Here is a 14,144-nt window from a genome sequence, read left to right as displayed (position 1 = left end):
CTGACCCCTCGTATGCCCGTCCGGCAAACCCTTGGCCGCCCATTCACCGAATCAGGTGACTGAGGCCGAGGTGAAACGTCCCTCCCGCCCGCGCTGCGGCCACGCTCGACGTGACACTTGGACCCACCCTGTGGAGCGTCCGATGCAGCTGATCCCCCGTCACGACCCCCACCTCGCCGTCCGCTCGGCCGGCGGCCTGACCGTCGCCGTGCTCAGCGGCGAACTGGACCTCGTCCTCGTCCGCCATCTGCGACCCGAACTCGACGCCCTCCTCCGCGAGGCCGACGCCCTCGCCGTGGACATCCGCCCGCTCGGCTTCTGCGACGCCACCGGCCTCGGCCTGCTCGCCCACTGTGCCCGGAGCGCCCGCGCGCGCGGGGCGCACTGGCAGCTCGTCTGCGACCAGCCGTGGATCCTCCGCCTGATCCGCCTCACCGGCCTCGATGACCTGCTCACCCCCGAACCCGCCCTGCGCCCGCTGCCCGCGCCCCCGCTGCTCTCCGGTCCCCGCGCGCGGGCCGAGCACCCCGTCTGAGGCCCCGCGATACGGTCGGCCCCATGTCTGAAGTCCGGCTGACCACGTCCTCCTTCCTCGTCCTCGGCATCATCGACAAGCTGGGCGAGGCCAGTCCGTACGACGTCAAGGTCGAGGCGGCGCGGACCGTCGCCCCCTTCTGGTCCGTGCCGCACGCGCAGGTCTACGCCCAGTGCGACCGGCTCCTGAAGGCCGGACTGCTGTCGGAGGCACGCCAGGAGGGCGGCCGCAACCGGCGCCTGATGCGGCTCACCGAGGAGGGGACGGCGGCCCTGCGGGGCTGGCTCGCCGACCCCTCCTTCGTACCGGTCGAGGCGCGCGAACGGGGCATCCTCAAGCTCTGGTTCGGGGCGAGCCCCGGCGTCCACGCCCCCGTCCAGACCGAGGAGCACCGGCGCACCCTGGAGGAGTACGAGGGGCTGGCGGCCGAGGTCGGCGACCTGCTCACCCGGGGCCAGCGCGAGGCGCTGGAGTTCGGCATCCGGTACGAGCGGATGATGGTCGACTTCTGGCGCTGGGTCGGCGACCGCGAGCCCCCGGAGGGCGAGGCCGACCGCGTCGACCGCGCCGACGGGGCCGATCAGCGCTGACCCCCGGTAACACCGCTTTGTTACCGACCGGTTGACCCCGGCCGGAACCGGCCCTACCTTCCTCCATAGTCCAGAGTGGACTATCGCAGAGGGGGAGCCGCCATGGGGCGTCCGACCAGCACCAGACGCGGAAGGGTGGCCATCGTCGCGCTGACGGCGGTCTGCCTCGCGTACGCACCGATCGCCTTCACCGAGCTCTGGCCCTACGCCAGCCCCGGCGCACCCGCCCTCGGCGAGTGGCTCCTCGGCCGTACCGTGTCGCCCGAGTTCGTCGCAGAGGCCGTCCGCGACCGGCTCGAACCGTACGGGCGCAGCCTCGTGCCGCTCATCGTCCACTCCGTCCTCGGCGGCCTGCTGATGCTGCTCGGCCCCGTGCAGCTGCTCACCGCCGTCCGCCGCCGCGTCCGCCTCCACCGGACCCTCGGCTTCGTCTTCGCCGCGACCGTCTACGTGTCGATGGCCGGCGCGGCCGTCTACCTGGTCCGCACACCCCCGGAGCGGGCCTTCAGCGGCGCCGCCTTCTGGGTCGTCCTCGCCGTCATCCTGGTCGGCACGGTCGGCAGCGTCACCTTCGGCGTCCTCGCCGCCCTCACCGGCCACCCCGACCTCCACCAGCGCTGGCTGCTGCTCTGCTACGGCTTCCTGATGACCGCCCCGCTGCTCCGCCTCGAATGGGGCTTCCTGCCCACCCTCTACCCGGGGCTGACGATCCAGGAGATCAACCGGGTCGCGATCATGCACCTCGGCGCCCTGGTCTCCTTCGGGGCGCTGCTCGCCACCCGCGCCCTGGACCGGCGCACCTCCGTCCCCGGCGTCACCGGCAGCTGGGCGCCCGGCCCCGTGCTGGTCCTCGCCCACCTCGCGGGCGCCGCCGGCCTCGCCGCGCTCGTCCCCGCCTTCCTCGACCAGGGCACGGCGGGCCGCCGACTGATCCTCGCCTACCTGGTGCCGTACGCCGTCACGTACGCCGTCCTCGCCGCCCGTGCCGCCGGCGCGCGCCGCTCCGGCAACGGCTGGGCCCGCGAGGAGTGGCGCCTCCACCTCGCGGCCCTGCTCCTCGCCCCGGCCTTCTCGGCGGTCATGGTGCCCGTCCTGGAACGGGCCATGGGCCTGGACCGGGCGACGGCCCTCGTCGCCGCCGCCGGCATCGGCTGCGGCACGCTCGCCTACACCGCCGTCACCGTCGTCAGCCTCCGCGTGCTCGCGGGCCGCGAACTCCTCCGCCGCCGCCCGAGCCCGGAACCGCCGCCGACGGCGACGGCCGCCTCGGGAGCCGCCGCCGCTCCGGAAGCCGCCGTCGTCGGACCGGCGGGGGAGGAGGGCCGATGAGCACGTCCGCCACCCCCTCGTCCGCCAACCCGTCGTCCACCACCCCCTCCGCCGCCAACCCGTCGGCCGCTCCCGCCTCAGCCGCTCCCTCGCCCGTGCCCGGCCGCGAGCTCTCCGCCGCCGTGGCCGTCCTGGGCACCGTCGTCGCCGTCGTCAGCCTCGGCGTCGGCTCTCTCCTCGCCGTCGCGGGCGCCGCCGGGTACGCGGCCGGGGCCTGGGTCTCTCCGGAACCGCTCAGCCCCGCCCTGATCGGCGCGGCCATGGTGGGCGTGGCGCCCGCGCTGTTCACGCTGCGCCGGGCCGACACCTGGGAGGAGGTGCGGAGCCTCTACCTGCCGCTGGTCGTCGTCATGGTCGGCCTGCTCGCCGTCACCCTGCTCAACGCCGGCTCGCTCCGCGTCGCCGAGGGCGGCCCGCTCTTCCTGGTCCTCTTCAGCCTCGGCTGGGTGCCGGTGGTGGCCGTCCTCGCGCTCGCCGCCGTCGGCTGTCTGGCCGCCCAGTACCGCAGGCCCGCCGGCGCCCCGGCCCGGACCTCGACCGCTCCGATACCCGGCTGGTCCAAGCCGCTGCTCGCGGTCCTCGGTTCCGGCTGGCTCGGCATCGGCGCCGGGCTCCTCTTCCTCCCGGGCTTCTGGAGCGCCTTCGTGCCCTGGGCGGTGAACCGCGCCGACGCCCAGGGGCTCGGCGTGTGGGCGCTCGCGCTCGGCGTCGGCGTCCTCACCTCGCTCGCCGAGGACGACCTGGCCCGCAGCCGGCCCGCCGTCCGCGCCGTGCCGCTCGTCGCCGTCGCCTGCGGGGTCGTGCTCGCCGCCCGCGCGCCCGCCGTCGACTGGACGTCGGGCGGGGCCGTCTCCCTCCTCGCGCTGCTCGCCGGACTGCTGGCGACCGGGGTGACCGGCCGACTGCTGCTCGGCCGGCCGGCCGGGCCGGGCGCCGCCGGCCCCGGGGCGCGGTGATCGAAACCCCGTGGAGGCGGCGGGGCGGACGCGTGATGATGGCCCGATGACCACCCCGCCGCTCCCGCCCGTGGACACGCTCATCGTCGTCGACGTCCAGTCGGCCTTCGTCACCGGCGACGGTGCCGTGCCCGACGCCGCCCGGCTCGTCGACCGGACCGCCGCGCTGCTCGCCCGCGCCCGCGCCGCCGGCGCGCTCGTCGTCCACCTCCAGAACGACGGACCGCCCGGCGCGGAGGACGAACCCCACACCCCGGGCTGGGAGTTGCACCACCCCGTCGTCCCCGGCCCCGCCGAGGCCGTCGTCCGCAAGCCGCACGACGACGGCTTCCAGGAGACCGGGCTCGGCGGCCTGCTCGCGGGACACGGCACCCGGGCCGTCGCCGTCTGCGGGGTGATGTCGGAGATGTGCGTCCAGGCCACCGCCCGTACGGCGCTGGCCCGTGGCTACCGGGTCGTGGTCCCGTACGACGCCCACGCCACCCAGGACTGCCCGGCGGTCCCGGGAGTCGCCGACGCCGTCCCGGCGGCGGTGGTCTCCCGGGTCGCCGCCTACGCGCTCGGCTCCGACGCGGAGGTCACCGCCCCGGCCGCCGCCGTCTCCTTCACCGCCCCGCCCGGCCCGCCGTCCCCCGGGGACGCCGTGGCAGGATCGGCCGCATGACCGCCCTGCGCCACCGGCCGGCCCGCGAGGCCGACCTCGCCACCCTCGTACGCCTCCGTGACGACGCCGCCCGCTGGATGCTGGCCCGTGGCGTCACCGGCCAGTGGAGCCCCGGCGAGCTGGGCGAGGACCACTTCCGCCGGATCATGGCGCACGGCGAGGTCTGGCTCGCGGAGAGCGCCGGGCGCGTCGCCGGGGCCTGGGAGCTGTGGTGGGACGACGAGGCGGCCTGGGGGCCGCAGCCGCCCGTCGCCGGCTACGTCCACCGGCTCATGGTGGACCGCCACGCGGCGCCGGGAACCGGACGGCTGCTCCTGGCCGAGGCCGAGCGCCGCGTCGCCGGGGCGGGCCGCACCCGGGTGCGGCTCGACTGCCTGACCGCCAACGCCAAGCTCACCTCCTACTACGAGCGCGCCGGCTACCGCGCCGTCGGCCGCAAGGACGGCAAGCCCCAGCCGGGCGGACCGCCGAAGTCCTTCACGCTGATGGAGAAGGAACTGCCGGCCCCCGCGCCGGTCTAGGGCGTGTCTGACCATTCCCGTCGGGTCCGGCCCGCCCGGCACGCACGCTCGCCGCACGGCCGAAACGCCCAAGTAGCTCCGCTACAAGGGCGCCCCGGCCGCACGCCGATCGCACGCACCGGACGACCCGGCCTGATCCGACGCCAATGGTCAGACACGCCCTAGGAGGTCTCCTCCTCGGCGGCCGGCTGGATGCCGGCGAGGAGGTTGAAGGCGCGGTGAGCAGGTTGAGGCTGACGACCCCGACCACCTCGGCGATAACCCGGTCGCTCCATCCGTGGGCCCGCACCTCGGCGACGTCGGCGTCCCCGAGTCCACCCGGCTCGGCGAAAACCTTCAGGGCGAGGGCGATGAGGGCGGCCTCGCGCGGGTCGGTGGACGTGCCCTGGCGGGCCAGGGCGATGTCCGACTCGCTCAGCCCGGCCGCCCGCCCCGCGGCCGCGTGCGCCTCGCGGCAGGTGCCGCAGCCGATCCACTCCTGGACGGCGAGCGACAGCTTCTCGCTCAGCGCGCGCGGGATCTTCACCCGCTTCATGGCGCGCGACAGGCTCAGGTAACCCTCGATCACGGCGGGCGAGTTGGCCATCGTGGAGACCATCTCGCCCGCCGATCCGTGCCGTTCCACGATGTCGGCGAGCAGCTCGCGGGCCCGCCCCTGGGCCTGGTCGGGGGTGAGCGCCGGCAGGCGGCGGGCGGTGGCGCTGGTCGTGGTCATGGAATCCTCCTCATCATACCCGTGGGGGGTATAACGGCGAGGGGGTGGAGATCGTTCCCGCGCCGGGCCCGGGACCGGGACCGGGACCGGGCCCCGGACCCGGACCTGCCTCCGCACCCGAAGCGTGTCCCGTAGGCGACCCCGACCCCGGCCTCGCCCCCGACCCCGGCCCCGACCCGGCCTCGGCCCGGCCTCGACCCCGACCCCGGCCCCGGCCCCGACCCGGCCTCGGCCCCGGACTCGACCCCGACCCCGGCCCCGGCCCGGCCTCGGCCCGGCCTCGACCCCGGCCCCGACCCGGCCTCGGCCCCGGACTCGACCCCGACCCCGGCCCCGGCCCGGCCTCGGCCCCGGCCTCGACCCCGACCCCGGCCCCGGCCCGGCCTCGGCCCCGGCCTCGACCCCGACCCCGGCCCCGACCCCAGCCTCGACCCCGGCCTCGGTCCCGTAGCCGGCCCCGGCCCCGCACCCGCACCCGCACCCGAAGCCGACCCTGGACTGCACCTGCTTCGGGTTTCCGCCAGGCGGCCGTCGCGTCCCGGGCGCGCAGCAGCGGCCGGGGCGGGCCGTGGAAGACCCAGTCCGGGGCGTCCGCCAGGTCAAGCGGCGACCGCCGCCGGTACGCCCGTCCGGGCCACTCCGCCGCCCCGGTTCACCCCCTTGCCTGGTACCGCCGGCGGCGACTTCACGCCGTCGGTCGGCCCCCGTCGGCGGCGAGTCCTCGCCACACCGGGACACGGCGTACCCTCGCTGCCAGCCCGCCACCTCGCCCGTCAGCCCGCTGCCCGCCGCACCGCCCCCGGCGGTGACCGTCGCTCCCTGTGTGTCGTTGGCCCGGCATGAACACGCACCTCCCGGCCGCCCTGCTGGCCGCCCTGTTCCTCGCCGCTCCCATGGCCTCCGCCGGCCCCACGACCCCCGCCGCCCCCACGACCCCCGCCTCGCCCGACGGCCCCGGCGCCACGGTCGTCCCCGCCCCCGCCCCCACCACCACCCTTCGGCTCACCGTCTCAGGACCCGCCCCCGCCACCACCGCGCCCTCACCCGACGCCGTGGCCCCCTCCGCCCCCGCCGCGCGCACCGTCACCCTCCTCTGCGACCCGGCCGGCGGCGACCACCCCCGGGCCGAGGCCGCCTGTGCCGACCTGGACGCGCGCCAGGGCCGGGTCGAGCGCGACTCCGACACCGCGTGCGTCCTCCTCTACGACCCCGTCGAGGTCCGCGCCGAGGGCATCTGGCGCGGCAGGCCGGTCTCCTTCAGCCGCCAGTACGGCAACACCTGCGAGCTGAACGCCCGTACCGGCGCCGTCTTCGCCTTCTGACGCGCCTTCCGGCGACCTTCTGGCGAGCCTTCCGGTGAGCCCTGTGGCGGGGCGGCGACGACCCCGAGGCGGGGGCGAGCGGTGCGCAGCCGAACGGATGCGCCGCGCAAGCCCCCCGAGGGCACCTCGGCTAGGGTGATTCGGTAGGGATTGCCCCCCGGGGCCAAGCCGATGCGTAGGTCGATGCGTGGACGCTCATCAGTCGTCGCCGAGCAGGGTTCCGCAGCCGCAGCGAGCGGCCGTCGGGGACGCGGGCGTGCTCCGGGAACTGCTGCCGATCGCCCTGTGGCGCGAGGACGCCGAGGGGCGCATCGTCGAATGGTCGCTCGCCGCCCAGGACCTCCTCGGCCACCGCCCCGAGCACGTCCTCGGCCTCCCCGCCACCCCGCTCCTCGTCCCCGACGCCAACCGGGAGCTCGCCGAACGGCTCACCCGCCGCGTCCAGGCCGGCGAGACCATGGTCGGCACGCTGCCGGTCCGGCACCGCGACGGCCACATGGTTCCGATGGAGATGTGGATCGTGCCCGCCGCCGACCCCACGGGCCGGCCGGGCGCGATGCTCATCGCCGTGGAGACCTCCGAGGTCCTGCGGATGCGGGAGAACCTCGCCGCCATGGAGAGCCTCTTCACCCAGTCGCCCATAGGGCTCGCCCTGCTCGGCCCCGACCTGCGTTTCCTGCGGGTCAACGACGCCCTCGCCCGGATGAACGGCGTCACCGCCGCCGAACACGTCGGCCGGCGCCTCACCGAGGTGGTGCCCGGCGTCAACGCCGCGGGTCTTGAGGCCCTGATGCGGCAGGTCCTCGACTCCCGTACGCCCGTCATCGACGCGCGGCGCGTCGGCCGCACGCCCGCCGACCCCGACCGCGACCACATCTGGTCCTGCTCCTACGCACCCCTCCTCGACCGCGGCCCGCGCTCCGGGCCGGCGACCGCCCACACCGGCGGCCCCACCGCTCCCGCCGTCAACCACACCGACGGCCCCGCCTCTCCCGACACCGTCCACACCGGCGGCCCCGGCACCCCCACCGGCACCCCCGCCGTCGACCACGCCGACGGTGGCGCCGACCCCTCGGGCAGGTCGGGGCGTCCCCTCGGCCTCATCGCCTCCCTCGTCGACATCACCGAGAGCCAGGAGGCGCACATAGAGGTCGAGCGGGCCCGGCGCCGTTTCGCCCTGCTCTCCGAGGCCGGCGCGCGCATCGGCACCACCCTCGACCTGCGCCAGACCGCCGAGGAGGTCGTCCGCTTCCTCGTACCGCAGCTCTGCGACTCCGCCGACGTGCAGATGCTGGAATCCGTCCTGGAGCCCGACGACCCGGCCGCCTCCTCCCGGGGCGTGCTGCGCCGCATCGCGGCCGTCTTCCCCGAACCGGTGCCGCCGAACCCGCTCCTGGCTCCCGGCCAGACCTTCCAGCTGCCCGTCGACTCCGCGTACGAGCGGCTCGTCCTCTCCGGCCGGCCCACCTTCCTCACCGCCGCCGACATCCCGGTCCTCTTCCCCGGGCAGGCCGCCGCGTCGCTGCGCGGCTACCTGTCGACCCGCTTCGGCTCGGCCCGTACCGTGCCGCTCGTCGCCCGCGGCCAGGTCCTCGGCGCCGTCACCGTCACCCGTCTGAAGACCCGGGAACCCTTCGACGACCAGGACGCGGTGCTCATCGACGAGGTCGTCGCCAGGGCCGCGCTCAACATCGACAACGCCCGGCTCTACACCACCCAGCGGGCCGCCGCCCTCGCCCTCCAGCGCAGCCTCACCAACAGCGCCCTGCCGGCCGTCACCGGCCTCGAACTCACCGGCCGCTACCTGCCCGCGAGCGCGCACGACGTCGGCGGCGACTGGTTCGACGTGATCGAGCTGCCCGCCGGCCGCACCGGCCTCGTCATCGGCGACGTGATGGGCCACGGCATCCACGCCGCCGCCGTCATGGGACAACTCCGCACCGCCGTACGGACCCTGGCCCGCCATGACATCCCGCCCACCGAGATGCTGCGTTCCCTCGACGCCGTCGTCGCCGATCTCGGCGAGGACACGATGGCGACCTGCCTGTACGCCGTCCACTCCCCGGCCACCGGCGTCTGGACGATCGCCCGCGCCGGCCACCCGCCGCCCGCCGTGGTCACGCCCGACGGGGCGGTCTCGTTCCTCCAGGGACCGCCCGGGACCCCGCTCGGCACCGGCGCGCACGACTTCGGCACGGAGGAGTTCCCGCTGCCTCCGGGCGCGCTGCTCGTGCTCTACACGGACGGGCTGATCGAGGCCAGGGACCGCGACCTCGACGAGGGCATGCGCCAGCTCGGCCGTGCCCTCGGCCGGGCCGACGGCCCGCTGGACGAGATCTGCGACGGTGTCCTCGACCGGCTGCTCGTCGGCCCGGCCCAGGACGACGTGGCGCTCGTCCTCGCCCGGACGACGATCGGCTGACCCGTCCCTCCCGGGCGGCCGCCGTCACACGCTCCGGATCCGGTACAGGTCGCGCAGGAGGGCGATCTCGGCGCCGTGGTGCAGGAGTTCCTGGTTGACCCACCAGACGATCTCCAGGAACGGTTCCTCGGCGTCGCTCCCGTGCGGGTAGGTGCAGTGTCCGACGGTGTCGAGCTCCTCGTCGCCGACCGAGAGCAGCGCCGCGCGCCACGCCCCGGCGGCCGTGTCGAAGGCGGCGATCGCGCCGGCGGCGTCACCTGCGGCGCGGTGGTCGTCCCGGGTCAGGGAACGGGTGCCGTTCGTGTGGTCGGCACGGAGCGCCAGCATCTCGCTCAGATGCGCGAGGCGCCAGGCGAGGGTGGTGAAGGGCGGCGGCACGGGATGCGGATACGGGGCGGTCTCCCGGCCCCACTCGCCGGCACCGGCCAGCCGCTCGGCGGCCGGGCCGGGGCCGTCCGCCACGCGCCGCAGCGACCAGCAGCCGGGCGCCGGCTCCCACAGGTACTCGGCGTCCGTCATCGGACCCACCGGCACGTCCGTGCCGTCGCCGCTGTCCACCACCGGCCCCGACAGCCGGTCCGTCAGCCGCTGCCGGGCGAAGTCGAACTGGGCGAGGAGGGGGACGAGTCGGGCGGGGATCGCCATGATGCGGCTCCGGAGGGCGGGGACGGGTGCGTGCGTACCCTGACACGCACCCACCGACACCCGCACCCGAGTTAATGCGGCGCACCCGCAGCCGGGTTGCCGCCGCGCGCCCGCCCCCGGGCCAGAACCCGGACCCCACGGTCCTGCCGCAGGCCGCAGGGCCCTGTTCCGGGCCCAGCGTCCAGTCCCGGCCAGCTGTCCGGCCCACCGCCCCGCGATCGCCATCCGGCCCACCGGCCCCGCGATCGCCATCCGGCTCACCGGCCCCGCGATCGCCATCCGACTCACCGGTCCCCACAACGGCCGTCCGGCTCACCGGCCCCCAGCCCGCCGTTCCCCGCCCCCGCGGCCCATCGACTCCACCAGCGGCAGCATCCGGTGGGCGACGCGTTCGCGCAGCGCGATCTCGGTGCGGGTGCGGACCACGCCCGGTAGTTGGATCAGACGCTGGATGACGTCCTCCAGGTGGCCCGCGTCCCGGGCCACCACCCTGGTCAGCAGATCGCCGCCGCCGGTGATGGAGAACGCCTCGACGATCTCCGGCACGGAGGCGAGCGCGTCGCCGACCTCGTCCAGGTGCCCCTGGGTGACCTCCACGTGCACGAAGGCCAGCACCGGATGCCCCAGCGCGGCGGGGGAGAGGACCGGGCCCGTGGCCGTGATCACCCCGTCGCGTTCGAGCCGGTCGATGCGGGCCTGCACGGTGCCCCGGGCGACGCCCAGGATCCGCGCGTACTCCCGCACGCTGGTGCGCGGCTGCTCGATCAGGAGCCGCAGGATGCGGGTGTCGAGTTCGTCCACCGCCATGTCGTGCCGGCCTCCCCGTGCCCCGCCGGAGTCGGGGCCCCGGCGCGATCGTCCGCCCGGCGGGCCGATCCGCCGGGACGGTCCCGACTGTAACCGGCGCGGAGGCGGCGGTTCCGGAGGGGCACGTACGGTCCCTCCCCGCGCGCGTACCCGCTCCGCGCCCGGGCCGGGGTCGTCCGATCGGCTGACCCCGCGGTCCGCCGGGCGGGGCCGGACGACCATCCGCCGGGCCGACCGTACGGGCGCGGGGCCGCACCCAGGATGGAGTGCAGAGCGGGACGGCGAGTCGGCCGCCCGGTCGTGCGGGCCGGTTCCCACCGGTCCGATCCCGCCCCGTAGCAGTCCGAGGAGTGACCGTCCATGAAGCAGATCTCGAAGCGTGCCCGTGTCCTGACCGGTGGCGCCGCCCTCGTCGCCCTGGGCGCCGGCGCCTTCGGCGCGGTCTCCGCGAACGCCGCCACCCCGGCCGCCGCTCCCGCCGCCGCCGTCGCCAAGGCGGACGCGAAGAAGAAGGACACCACGTCCAGCACCCACCTGACGATCGACGCCGCGACCAAGGCCGCCCAGGCCGCCCTCGACGCCGCCGAGAAGGAGAACCAGCGCGTCTCCGTCGCCGTCGTCGACCGCAACGGCAACACGCTCGTCACCCTCCGCGGCGACGGCGCCGGCCCGCAGTCCTACGAGTCCGCCGAGAAGAAGGCGTACACCGCCGTCTCCTGGAACGCCCCGACCACCGAACTGGTCAAGCGCCTGGAGCAGGCCCCCAACCTCAAGGACATCCCCGGCACCCTCTTCCTCGGCGGCGGCGCCCCCGTCACCGCGAAGAACGCCCCGATCGCTGGCATCGGCGTCGCCGGCGCCCCCTCCGGCGACCTCGACCAGAAGTTCGCCCAGGCCGGCGTCGACGCCCTCGCCAAGTAGGCCCGTCGCCCCCCGCCGCGCGAGCGGCCGGGTCGCAGACCCCGACGGCGTCCGGGCACGCCCGCCCGGACGCCGTCGGTCCAGTCACCCCCCGCCCGCCGCCGTACGGCCGGGCGCGTGAGCCGATCCGCCCCGTACGCACCGTACGAACCGTCCCGAGTCCGCCGCCGTCCCAGAGGAGACCGACGTGACCGCCTCACCCGACCGCCGCCTCCTCGACGCCGCCCGCCGGGGCGACGCCGACGGTGTCCGTGCCGCGCTCGCCGACGGAGCCCGGACCGAGGCCCGCGACGAGGAGCTGCGCTCCCCGCTGCTCCTCGCCGTGGCCGGCGACCACGTCGAGACCGCCCGCGCGCTCGTCGCCGCCGGCGCCGACGTCAACGCCGTGGACGCCCGGCACGACAGCCCCTGGCTGGCCACCGGCGCCACCGGCAGCGTCGCCATGCTGCGGGTGCTGCTCGCCGCGGAGCCCGCCCCCGACTTCCGGCTGACCAACCGCTTCGGCGGCACCAGCCTCATCCCCGCCGCCGAACGCGGCCACGTGCCGTACGTCCGGGCCGTCCTGCGCGACACCCCGACCGACGTCGACCACGTCAACGACCTCGGCTGGACCGCGCTCCTGGAGGCGGTCATCCTCGGCGACGGCGGCCCGGCCCACCAGAAGACCGTCGCGCTGCTGCTCGCCGCCGGCGCCGACCCCGGGCTGGCCGACGCGCACGGCGTCACCGCCCTGGAGCACGCCGAACGGCGCGGCCACACCGCACTCGCCGCCCTCCTGCGGCACACCCAGGCCGCTCCGGCCGCTTCATCCGCACCGGCAGCTCCGGCCGCCTCAGCCGCCCCGGTCGCTCCGGCCGCCCTCGCCTGAGGTGGTCCGATGGCCCGCAACCGGGCCGGTGTGACGCGCGAAGACCGGACCAATGGCTCAGCTCTCCGAGGGCGATTTGAGCCAAGGGCCCGGTCGGTGTTTCCCTTGTATCCATCAGACAACTTCGGCGCCGCGGCGCCGGGACGGCGACGAGGCCGCCCCGGACGGCGGCGCCTTCGTCGTGTCCGTGCGCCCCCCACCACCCCGGGGACCGCCCACGGGAGGGCGAGCGGCAAGACGAGGGGGCGGCCGACCGTCGTGAAGAGGATGTTCATGGCTCCGGATCCGGGGCTTCTCCGGCTCAGGACCGGCCTGCGCGCCGTACTCGGCATCGCGCTCGCGGTGACCGTCGCCGAGCTGGCCGGCTTCTCGCTGACCGCGTCGATCACCGGAGGACTGGCGGCGCTGCTCGCCCTGTTCACCGTCACCGACGCCACCGTCCGCGGGCAGGCCGTCACGACCCTGCTGCTGCCGCTCGCCGGCTTCCCGGTCCTCGCGCTGGCCACCACGCTGCACGACCACACCCTCCTGCGGGACTCCGCCTTCCTGCTCGTCGTCCTCTGCGGCGTCTACGCCCGGCGCTGGGGCCCGCGCGGCCACGCGCTCGGCATCTTCGCCTTCATGAACTTCTTCAGCACCCAGTTCCTGCACGCCGTCCCCGGCCAGCTCCCCGAGCTGTACGCGGCCGTCGGCATCGCCCTCGCGGCGGCCGGGACCGTGCGCTTCGCGCTCTGGCCGATCGAGCGGCGCACCCCGCCGCCCGCCGCGCCCGCCCCGCTGCCCGGCACCGGTCTCGCGCGGATCACCACCCGGCAGGCCGTCCAGGCCACCGCCGCCTGCGCCGTGGCGCTCGGCGTCGGCCAGGTGCTGTCCGAGGACCGCTGGTACTGGGCCGTCGGCACCACCTGGTGGATCTTCGTGAACACCGTCTCCCGCGGCGAGACCCTGGTCCGCGGCTTCCGCCGCTTCCTCGGCACGCTGCTCGGCATCGCCGTCGGCATGGTCGTCGCGATCCCGCTGCACGGCGCCCCGCTGCCCACCGCCCTTCTGGTGGCGGTCTGCGTCTTCGGGATCTTCTACACCGCGCCGCTCTCCTACAGCTGGATGATGCTGGCGGTCACCGTGATGGCCGGGCTGCTCTACGGCCTCCTCGGCGTCCTCGACCCGGCGCTCCTGGTGCTGCGCCTGGAGGAGACCGTCGTCGGCGCGGTCTGCGCCGCCCTCGCCGTCCTGCTGATCCTCCCGGTCACCACCCACGCCATCAACGACGCCTGGATCCAGCGCGCGCTGCGGGCCGTCCACGCCGCGACGGCCGCCTCCGAGCGACGCCTCGCCGGTGACGAGCGGGCCGACCCGAGCCCGCACGTCGCCGAGCTCGACCTGCTCCTCGGCCGGGTGCGGCTCTCCGTCGCCCCGCTCGTCCACCCGCTCAGCCCGTTCCGCGAGCGCAAGACGCGCGCCCGCCAGGTCCTCGCCCTGCTCGACGAGTGCGCCGCCGAGGTCCGCGGGCTCGCCGCCGTCGCCGCCGACCCGGACGCCAGCCACGACGCCCGTCTCGCCGCCGCCTGCTGGCGGGTCGAGACCGCCGTCGAGCGGCTCACCTCGCCCGGCGCGCCGGCCCCCGCCCCGCTCCGGCAGGCCGACGGGCCCGAGACCGCTCACATCCCGGCCCCCGCCGCCCTCGGCCACGTCAGCGGCCTGGAGCGGCTGCTCGCCGCCCTCGACGAGCCGCTCCGCACCCCGCCGGGCTCCCTCCTGGTCCGCTCCTGACCGCACCGGCCCCCAGCTGATCGAACTTGGTCTAGACCGCCTGCTACCGTCGGCGCGAGACGGCCGGTCGCAGCGACCG

Annotated in this window: 14 protein-coding genes; 11 read left to right on the top strand and 3 right to left on the bottom strand. The window is 76.1% G+C overall.

All coding sequences use genetic code 11. The features are described from left to right. The first annotated feature begins 142 nt into the window (after nt 1–142). The 6 genes from ACIGHB_RS12805 to ACIGHB_RS12780 all read left to right on the top strand — a co-directional run bounded on the left by ACIGHB_RS12805 (nt 143) and on the right by ACIGHB_RS12780 (nt 4,595). Nucleotides 143–535 (top strand): STAS domain-containing protein, encoded by a 393-nt coding sequence (locus ACIGHB_RS12805; protein ID WP_360311046.1) that lies wholly within the window; start codon nt 143–145, stop codon nt 533–535. 23 nt (nt 536–558) lie between these two features. Next, complete coding sequence (locus ACIGHB_RS12800) at nt 559–1,125, top strand: helix-turn-helix transcriptional regulator (RefSeq protein ID WP_399912337.1); 567 nt, start codon at nt 559–561, stop codon at nt 1,123–1,125. Nucleotides 1,126–1,227: 102 nt separating this feature from the next. Further along, nucleotides 1,228–2,454 carry a DUF2306 domain-containing protein gene (locus tag ACIGHB_RS12795; RefSeq protein ID WP_399912334.1) on the top strand — a complete coding sequence of 409 codons (1,227 nt, stop codon included), beginning with the start codon at nt 1,228–1,230 and terminating at the stop codon, nt 2,452–2,454. Continuing rightward, entirely contained in the window at nt 2,451–3,410 is a 960-nt protein-coding gene (locus ACIGHB_RS12790) for a hypothetical protein (protein ID WP_399912331.1), read from the top strand. Before ACIGHB_RS12795 ends, ACIGHB_RS12790 begins: the two co-directional genes overlap by 4 nt. Nucleotides 3,411–3,456: 46 nt before the next feature. Beyond that, nucleotides 3,457–4,074: an isochorismatase family protein gene (locus tag ACIGHB_RS12785; RefSeq protein ID WP_399912328.1), complete on the top strand. Its 618-nt coding sequence runs from the start codon at nt 3,457–3,459 to the stop codon at nt 4,072–4,074. Beyond that, nucleotides 4,071–4,595 carry a GNAT family N-acetyltransferase gene (locus ACIGHB_RS12780; RefSeq protein WP_399912326.1) on the top strand — a complete coding sequence of 175 codons (525 nt, stop codon included), beginning with the start codon at nt 4,071–4,073 and terminating at the stop codon, nt 4,593–4,595. Before ACIGHB_RS12785 ends, ACIGHB_RS12780 begins: the two co-directional genes overlap by 4 nt. Here ACIGHB_RS12780 and ACIGHB_RS12775 read toward each other — a convergent pair. Next, nucleotides 4,552–5,310 carry a carboxymuconolactone decarboxylase family protein gene (locus tag ACIGHB_RS12775; RefSeq protein WP_399912322.1) on the bottom strand — a complete coding sequence of 253 codons (759 nt, stop codon included), beginning with the start codon at nt 5,308–5,310 and terminating at the stop codon, nt 4,552–4,554. The two genes, ACIGHB_RS12780 and ACIGHB_RS12775, sit on opposite strands and share 44 nt — an antisense overlap. 839 nt (nt 5,311–6,149) lie before the next feature. Between ACIGHB_RS12775 and ACIGHB_RS12770 the strand changes: the two genes are divergently transcribed. Together ACIGHB_RS12770 and ACIGHB_RS12765 are read left to right on the top strand one after the other, a co-directional pair. Further along, complete coding sequence (locus tag ACIGHB_RS12770; protein WP_399912318.1) at nt 6,150–6,632, top strand: SSI family serine proteinase inhibitor; 483 nt, start codon at nt 6,150–6,152, stop codon at nt 6,630–6,632. A gap of 187 nt (nt 6,633–6,819) precedes the next feature. Then, complete coding sequence (locus ACIGHB_RS12765) at nt 6,820–9,054, top strand: SpoIIE family protein phosphatase (RefSeq protein ID WP_399912315.1); 2,235 nt, start codon at nt 6,820–6,822, stop codon at nt 9,052–9,054. A gap of 24 nt (nt 9,055–9,078) precedes the next feature. On the opposite strand, the gene ACIGHB_RS12760 is transcribed toward ACIGHB_RS12765, so the two are convergent. Continuing rightward, nucleotides 9,079–9,699, bottom strand: a complete 621-nt coding sequence (locus ACIGHB_RS12760) for a DinB family protein (protein ID WP_360311064.1) — start codon at nt 9,697–9,699, stop codon at nt 9,079–9,081. 312 nt (nt 9,700–10,011) lie between these two features. Next, a complete protein-coding gene (locus ACIGHB_RS12755; RefSeq protein WP_360311065.1) occupies nt 10,012–10,506 on the bottom strand; it encodes an Lrp/AsnC family transcriptional regulator in 495 nt (164 codons plus the stop codon). Between the two features lie 360 nt (nt 10,507–10,866). On the opposite strand from ACIGHB_RS12755, the gene ACIGHB_RS12750 reads away from it, so the two are divergent. The 3 genes from ACIGHB_RS12750 (at nt 10,867) to ACIGHB_RS12740 (ending at nt 14,065) form a co-directional block, all read left to right on the top strand. Beyond that, a complete protein-coding gene (locus tag ACIGHB_RS12750) occupies nt 10,867–11,427 on the top strand; it encodes a heme-binding protein (RefSeq protein WP_399912310.1) in 561 nt (186 codons plus the stop codon). 187 nt (nt 11,428–11,614) lie between these two features. Next, a complete protein-coding gene (locus tag ACIGHB_RS12745; RefSeq protein ID WP_399912308.1) occupies nt 11,615–12,295 on the top strand; it encodes an ankyrin repeat domain-containing protein in 681 nt (226 codons plus the stop codon). Between the two features lie 267 nt (nt 12,296–12,562). Beyond that, nucleotides 12,563–14,065: an FUSC family protein gene (locus tag ACIGHB_RS12740; protein WP_399912305.1), complete on the top strand. Its 1,503-nt coding sequence runs from the start codon at nt 12,563–12,565 to the stop codon at nt 14,063–14,065. Nucleotides 14,066–14,144 lie beyond the last annotated feature (79 nt).

This window comes from Streptomyces sp. NPDC085460, assembly GCF_044541975.1.
In the GTDB taxonomy this organism is placed as follows: domain Bacteria; phylum Actinomycetota; class Actinomycetes; order Streptomycetales; family Streptomycetaceae; genus Streptomyces.
The sequence above is the reverse complement of the archived record's forward strand: the minus strand, read 5'-3'. Positions and strand labels throughout refer to the sequence as shown.

Coding starts and splice junctions, on each gene's coding strand:
- ACIGHB_RS12805 (WP_360311046.1), top strand. CDS start 143: ATGCAGCTGATCCCCCGTCACGACCCCCACCTCGCCGTCCGCTCGGCC.
- ACIGHB_RS12800 (WP_399912337.1), top strand. CDS start 559: ATGTCTGAAGTCCGGCTGACCACGTCCTCCTTCCTCGTCCTCGGCATC.
- ACIGHB_RS12795 (WP_399912334.1), top strand. CDS start 1,228: ATGGGGCGTCCGACCAGCACCAGACGCGGAAGGGTGGCCATCGTCGCG.
- ACIGHB_RS12790 (WP_399912331.1), top strand. CDS start 2,451: ATGAGCACGTCCGCCACCCCCTCGTCCGCCAACCCGTCGTCCACCACC.
- ACIGHB_RS12785 (WP_399912328.1), top strand. CDS start 3,457: ATGACCACCCCGCCGCTCCCGCCCGTGGACACGCTCATCGTCGTCGAC.
- ACIGHB_RS12780 (WP_399912326.1), top strand. CDS start 4,071: ATGACCGCCCTGCGCCACCGGCCGGCCCGCGAGGCCGACCTCGCCACC.
- ACIGHB_RS12775 (WP_399912322.1), bottom strand. CDS start 5,310: ATGACCACGACCAGCGCCACCGCCCGCCGCCTGCCGGCGCTCACCCCC.
- ACIGHB_RS12770 (WP_399912318.1), top strand. CDS start 6,150: ATGAACACGCACCTCCCGGCCGCCCTGCTGGCCGCCCTGTTCCTCGCC.
- ACIGHB_RS12760 (WP_360311064.1), bottom strand. CDS start 9,699: ATGGCGATCCCCGCCCGACTCGTCCCCCTCCTCGCCCAGTTCGACTTC.
- ACIGHB_RS12755 (WP_360311065.1), bottom strand. CDS start 10,506: ATGGCGGTGGACGAACTCGACACCCGCATCCTGCGGCTCCTGATCGAG.
- ACIGHB_RS12750 (WP_399912310.1), top strand. CDS start 10,867: ATGAAGCAGATCTCGAAGCGTGCCCGTGTCCTGACCGGTGGCGCCGCC.
- ACIGHB_RS12740 (WP_399912305.1), top strand. CDS start 12,563: ATGTTCATGGCTCCGGATCCGGGGCTTCTCCGGCTCAGGACCGGCCTG.